The sequence below is a fragment of the Gordonia sp. 852002-50395_SCH5434458 genome (genome assembly GCF_001665905.1).
In the GTDB taxonomy this organism is placed as follows: Bacteria; Actinomycetota; Actinomycetes; order Mycobacteriales; family Mycobacteriaceae; genus Gordonia; species Gordonia jacobaea.
Map to the genome: position 1 here is coordinate 1 of NZ_LZTC01000030.1, position 4,980 is coordinate 4,980.

Here is a 4,980-nt window from a genome sequence, read left to right on the forward strand (position 1 = left end):
CCGCGCCTCGCTATTGAATACAACGCTGCCGCGCGGCCAGGCTGTGCACCTGGGTGCGAATATGCAGCGATCGAATACGCAGGATTACCAGTAAGCCACTGCATACTGCATCAGATGCATCAACTCGCCACTCCTCCTGATCCTGACCGCGGTCACGAACACCATTGTTTCGCAGCGGCATTCGAGCAAGCGACACAACTTTGACGCGAGGCCCAGCGCTTGAGGCCGGGCCGCGTTGCCACGGAGTTCAACCCGATGACCTGCGGAGTGGCGTCGGATGCACCGATCTTGCCAGTTGTGTAGGACAGCCCGGACTGTCCACGCGATCTGCGTGTCGAATGCTGGGGCCCACCCGCGATGGGCGGGATAGCCGAAGCCATCCCGCCCATCGCGGGGGCTACCCAATGGGTAGATGCCAGGGGCCTAGCTCGCAGCTGTTCGGGGTCCGCGGCGGGCTTCGACCTGCGCCTTGCGGCGGTTCAGGCGCCGGCGGATGCTCTCCCCGAGTTCGGTGGGCTGACCGCACAGGGTCGCGGCCGAGGCCCAGGTGCACCCACCGTCGGCATGCACCTCGATGATGGCGATCTCGATGTCGGTGAAGTGGCTCAGAACGTCCCGGAGCCAAGGGTCGGTGTAGGTCTCGGCGAGCTTCGTATCCGGGGCCGGGGTGATATCCAGGAGGCTGGGCCCATCGGCGGTCACCCGCGCGTCGAAGGGCTGCACGAGCCGGCCACCGATCTGGGTCTCGTCGCTCGGGCGCCACAGGTTGTGGTTGGCCTTGCTGCGCGCACGCAGATGCTTGATCAGCGTGTCGTCGTCCATCGGCGTCGTATCCCAGCCCGGCTCGAGCAGAGCGGCGATGACCGCCTCGAGCATCGTCGCGGGCAGCCGCGCGAACTCCAACCAATCCCGGGCGAAGGCCTTCACCGCCTCGGTGTCACCGTGCAGGACCGCGTTACGGGCGCCGCGCGCTGCCCACAGTGCGAGCCGTGCGAGACGGTGACCGGCCCAGGCCAGGGTGTGCCAGTCCCGGAACAACGAACCGATGCTCTCCTGCAACCCGGCCAGCACGCCGCCGCCGAGGAGCCCCGCCGACAAGTCCGGGATCACGAGGTGACCGCTGACCATCTCCGACACCGACCGCGCGACCGCGGCGACCTGGGCCTGGTGCGGCAACCCGATCTTGGGCAGCAACGAGTTGATCTTCATCGCACCGACAGCGTGCACCTGCGGAGAGACGTCGTTGAACAGCTTCTGCACGTCCACCTGCGGCAACACCACATCCGGCAACATCTTCGGCATCGGCGGGAGCAGCTTGGGCACCACGACATCCGGGAACACCTTCGGCACCACCACATCGGGCAGCAGCTTCGGGGTCTCGGGCATCGCGTGCCGGCGGATCGTTCGCAGGACGTCGTCGTAGGCCGGGCTCGCGATGAACTGGCGAAGGAGGCCACGGGTCGCGGCATCCATGCCCGGCGTGATCGGACTTCGCGACGCAGCCCGGTAATCAGGGCGGGTCGTAGGCGGGTCGGCAGGCCCTTCGGTCTCGGCAGCACCCTGGCCGAGGTTCTGGTCCGGGTCCTGTGTGCCGTCGTCGCTGGGTTCGATGTGGTCGGTCATCTCGCGGGTTCTCCTTCGTGTCTCGAGGGAGGTCGCTTCGGTTTGTGTCGACCTCCTACCTCTTAGGTGGGAGAACCTGCGATTTCGACCACCACTCGCATGTGTTCTACATCACAGTTTGGGGTCCTGTATTCCCTGGCCCGAGTGTCGCGGCCGCCGTCGTCACTCCGACCACTCCTCCAGCTCGGCTGTGAGGTCGTAGTCGGCGGCACCACGGACAAGCGTCTCTGCGTTGGCACGGGACACGCTGTGCCCGTCGGGCCCGTAGTAGCTGGCGATGACGTCGGGCGGGGTGAAGCGCCCACCGAGCGGGTCGCCTCCGTCGCGGCGCACCTGCCACCATCGATCCAAGGCACGATCCTGCGCGACATGTTCGGGCACCTCAACCAGGATCACCCGGACGTGGGTGTAGCCGGCGTCCTGGAGCTCGGTGAGCAGAATGTCCCCCAGCCCGGACCACGTCAGGGTGCCCTCGATGATGATCGGCTCGCCGTTCGTGAGGACGTGGCGGCGCACCGCATCGGAGATCTGGGTCGACTCGACGTGCACCAGCGCCGCCAGCTCGCGCGGCGCCACGGGCTTACCGTCAGCGAGCCGTTTTCCCAGCAGGTCCGCATAGAGATCGCTGATGACCGCGTGCTCGAGCAGTGTGTCTTTGATCTTGTCGGCGTCCACGCGACGGTACTGCGATGCCTCCGGTCCCAGGATCGCGTTGACCGCCGTCGACTTGCCCGCGCCCGGAACGCCGGCGGTGATCACCGCCTCACGCACGCCCCCGCCAGGCGCCAGCTCGTCGGCGAGGTAGTCAGTGATGATCTCCTTGCGCACCCGGGCGCGGTTCGGATCGTCCGCGAATTGCTCATAGGTGGCGCGGGGACTCTTGGTACCCGCGGGGCCGCCGTTTGCAGTCAGGGCAGCAAGTTCGGCGGCTACCGCGTCACGCAGCTCATCAGCAGCACTCACCCGTCGTCAGATGCAGCGTTGCGCTGCCGGTCGCGGCGAGCTGCGAACAACTCGGAGTACTCCTCGAAGGTGAGCCGGTCGCGCTGGAAAGCGAACTCGATGTCGTCCCAGCTACCCCGCACATAGGCGTCGGTGGCGACACCATTGACCTCAGGGACATGCCCGTCGGTGTAGTCGAGTTCCTTGAGTGTCTGCATCATCTGTTCGTCACTGATATCGCCGGCGTCACGCTCATCGATGATGTCCAAGGCCGTGGGCGGGATCTCTCGCAACGTCCCGGCGTTCTCCCGCTTGGCCGCTTTCAGCGTGCGGCTGATGTGCGGCTGCGACACGTCCAGAGAGTCCGCGATGAGTTTCTGGTTCAAACCACCCAGGGCCGCGTTAATGATGGCCTGGCGCTCCTGGCGGACGGCAAGCCGTCGCCGCGCGCCGATCCTCCGCAGCTCAGCGATCTTCGGAGGCTTGATCTTCGTCGCCATCGCGTTCCCCATTCTCGTGCAAACCGCGATTCAAAGCTTATGCAATCAGTATACTCCCACGTAGACCCCGATCTCTAGGCTCCCGGCTCGGTCCTCAGCACGTGGCGCGCAGGCCGGTGTAGGCCAGGAGCACTTCGTTGGTGGTGGTGGTAAGTTCACCGCGTGCGCCCGCGGGTGGGCTACGTCGGGCTCGGCGCCGAGCAACCGGACCGGCATCAACAGATGCCGCACCCCATCGAACTCGACGCGGCCGCAACGTCGTCGAGGCGGCCGTCGAGTGGACCCCCGCATAGACCGACCTGAAACAGGCTGTCCCGCAACGCCGAAAGAGCATCAGTCTCGCTCGACCAGCCGCGGTAATGCCTACGACCGTCTCTTCGACACCGGGATCGCCCACCTGCACCGCTACGCCGCTGAGCATGGATCGAGCTCGCCACTGCGCGACGCGACGATCGACGGGTTCGCGATCGGTCAGTGGGTCGTCAACCGCCGTGCCGAGTACCGGCGGGGCCATCTGTCGGCCGAGCGGATCGTCGCATCGAAACCGAGTTCCCGGACTGGCGGTGGACGGTACGGCCCGCCGCCACGAAGAGCAGGCGGTGACCTCGTGCCCAGCGAGCACGACTCCCCGACCGCTGGCCGCCGTCGTGCGGACAATCGGCGGTTCGACGCCGGGATCGCACACCTGCACCGCTACGTCGCTGCGCATGGATCGAGTTCGCCGGCTCGCCACGCAACGATCGGCGACTTTCGGATCGGCGCCTGGGTCGACAGCCGCCGCACCGACTACCGGCTGGGCAGGCTATCGTCCGAGCGGATCCACCGTCTACATCGCCGGCGCCGGCCCCGTCGGGCGCTGCGGAGCCGCGGCGGCACGACTGCTCGGGGCCTCGTGCATCATCGTCGGCGACTACCATCAAGACCGGTTGGACCTGGTCAAAAGCAACGGCTGCGAGACAATTGATCTCAGTCAAGACATCCCCCTCACCGACCAGATCGAGGCAATCCTCGGCGAACCCATGGTCGATTGCGCCGTCGACTATGTCGGCACCGAAGCCCACGGTATCGGTGCCGACGCGCAGTCCATGGACCCCGCAAACGCGATCAACCAGGTCCTCGACGCCACCAGGGCCGGCGGAGCTACCGGCGTTATCGGCGTCTATGGACCCGACCCACTTGCCGCGTCGAAGGATGAGCAACAGGGCACCTATCCGATCGACTTCGGTAAGGCCTGGATCAAGTCGCCACGCGTGACGGCAGGGCAGGCACCGATCATGCACTACAACCGCGAACTGATGATGGCCATCCTCTGGGACCGCATGCCCTACCTCAGCGCAATGCTCAACACCCAGGTCATCAGCCTCGACGAGGCGCCCGCCGCCTACGAGACCTTCGACCAGGGCTCGCCGAACAAATTCATCATCGACCCCCACGGGATGCTCTCAGCCTGAGCGCTACCAGCTACCTAGACGTGGTCGGCCCTGTGTCTGCACAGAAGCGCAGACACAGGGCCGATGGTTTACTAAAGCGAGAACCTAACCCACTGGCGGTGATCACGAGATGGTCGATACACACGACATTGAACTCCCAGTGTTCGAACATTGGTCTACGGCCGACACCACCGACGACACTATCGGCGACCGATGGGCGCAGATCCGTCGACACAGTTACACCGACGTCGCTACCGATCCCGTTCTTCCAGGCTTCTACGGCGACGTTGCTCTTGGCCGATACACCAATTTCACGTTGTCGACCAAGCGCGCCAACGCCGAGGACGCCCGTCGCTCGGCAACCCGCATCGCGCGGGGACATGACGCCGATGAGTATCTCTTCGCAACGTTCCAGATCCGTGGTAGCTGCCTGATCGAGCAGGCCGACCACACCCACCTCGCCGCACCCGGATCGCTGTTCATCT

The 4,980-nt window shown here is 65.6% G+C and carries 6 protein-coding genes; 3 read left to right on the top strand and 3 right to left on the bottom strand.

Annotation, left to right across the window (positions count from 1 at the left end; translation table 11 throughout):
- Window positions 1-423: 423 nt before the first annotated feature.
- The 3 genes from A5785_RS05795 to A5785_RS05805 form a co-directional block, all read right to left on the bottom strand.
- Window positions 424-1,473 (bottom strand): hypothetical protein, encoded by a 1,050-nt coding sequence (locus A5785_RS05795; protein WP_156525480.1) that lies wholly within the window; start codon window positions 1,471-1,473, stop codon window positions 424-426.
- A gap of 312 nt (window positions 1,474-1,785) precedes the next feature.
- Window positions 1,786-2,586: a zeta toxin family protein gene (locus tag A5785_RS05800; RefSeq protein WP_064865056.1), complete on the bottom strand. Its 801-nt coding sequence runs from the start codon at window positions 2,584-2,586 to the stop codon at window positions 1,786-1,788.
- Window positions 2,583-3,065, bottom strand: a complete 483-nt coding sequence (locus A5785_RS05805; protein ID WP_064865062.1) for a hypothetical protein — start codon at window positions 3,063-3,065, stop codon at window positions 2,583-2,585. Before A5785_RS05805 ends, A5785_RS05800 begins: the two co-directional genes overlap by 4 nt.
- 277 nt (window positions 3,066-3,342) lie before the next feature.
- Here A5785_RS05805 and A5785_RS22820 point away from each other — a divergent pair, with 277 nt between their 5' ends.
- The 3 genes from A5785_RS22820 to A5785_RS05820 all read left to right on the top strand — a co-directional run.
- Entirely contained in the window at window positions 3,343-4,029 is a 687-nt protein-coding gene (locus tag A5785_RS22820; protein WP_231894074.1) for a helicase associated domain-containing protein, read from the top strand.
- Window positions 3,992-4,516, top strand: a complete 525-nt coding sequence (locus A5785_RS05815; protein ID WP_082937829.1) for a hypothetical protein — start codon at window positions 3,992-3,994, stop codon at window positions 4,514-4,516. The genes A5785_RS22820 and A5785_RS05815 overlap by 38 nt, the downstream gene beginning before the upstream one ends.
- Before the next feature lie 139 nt (window positions 4,517-4,655).
- Window positions 4,656-4,980 (top strand): hypothetical protein (locus A5785_RS05820; protein WP_442902841.1); only part of this gene is annotated, 325 nt, incomplete at its 3' end.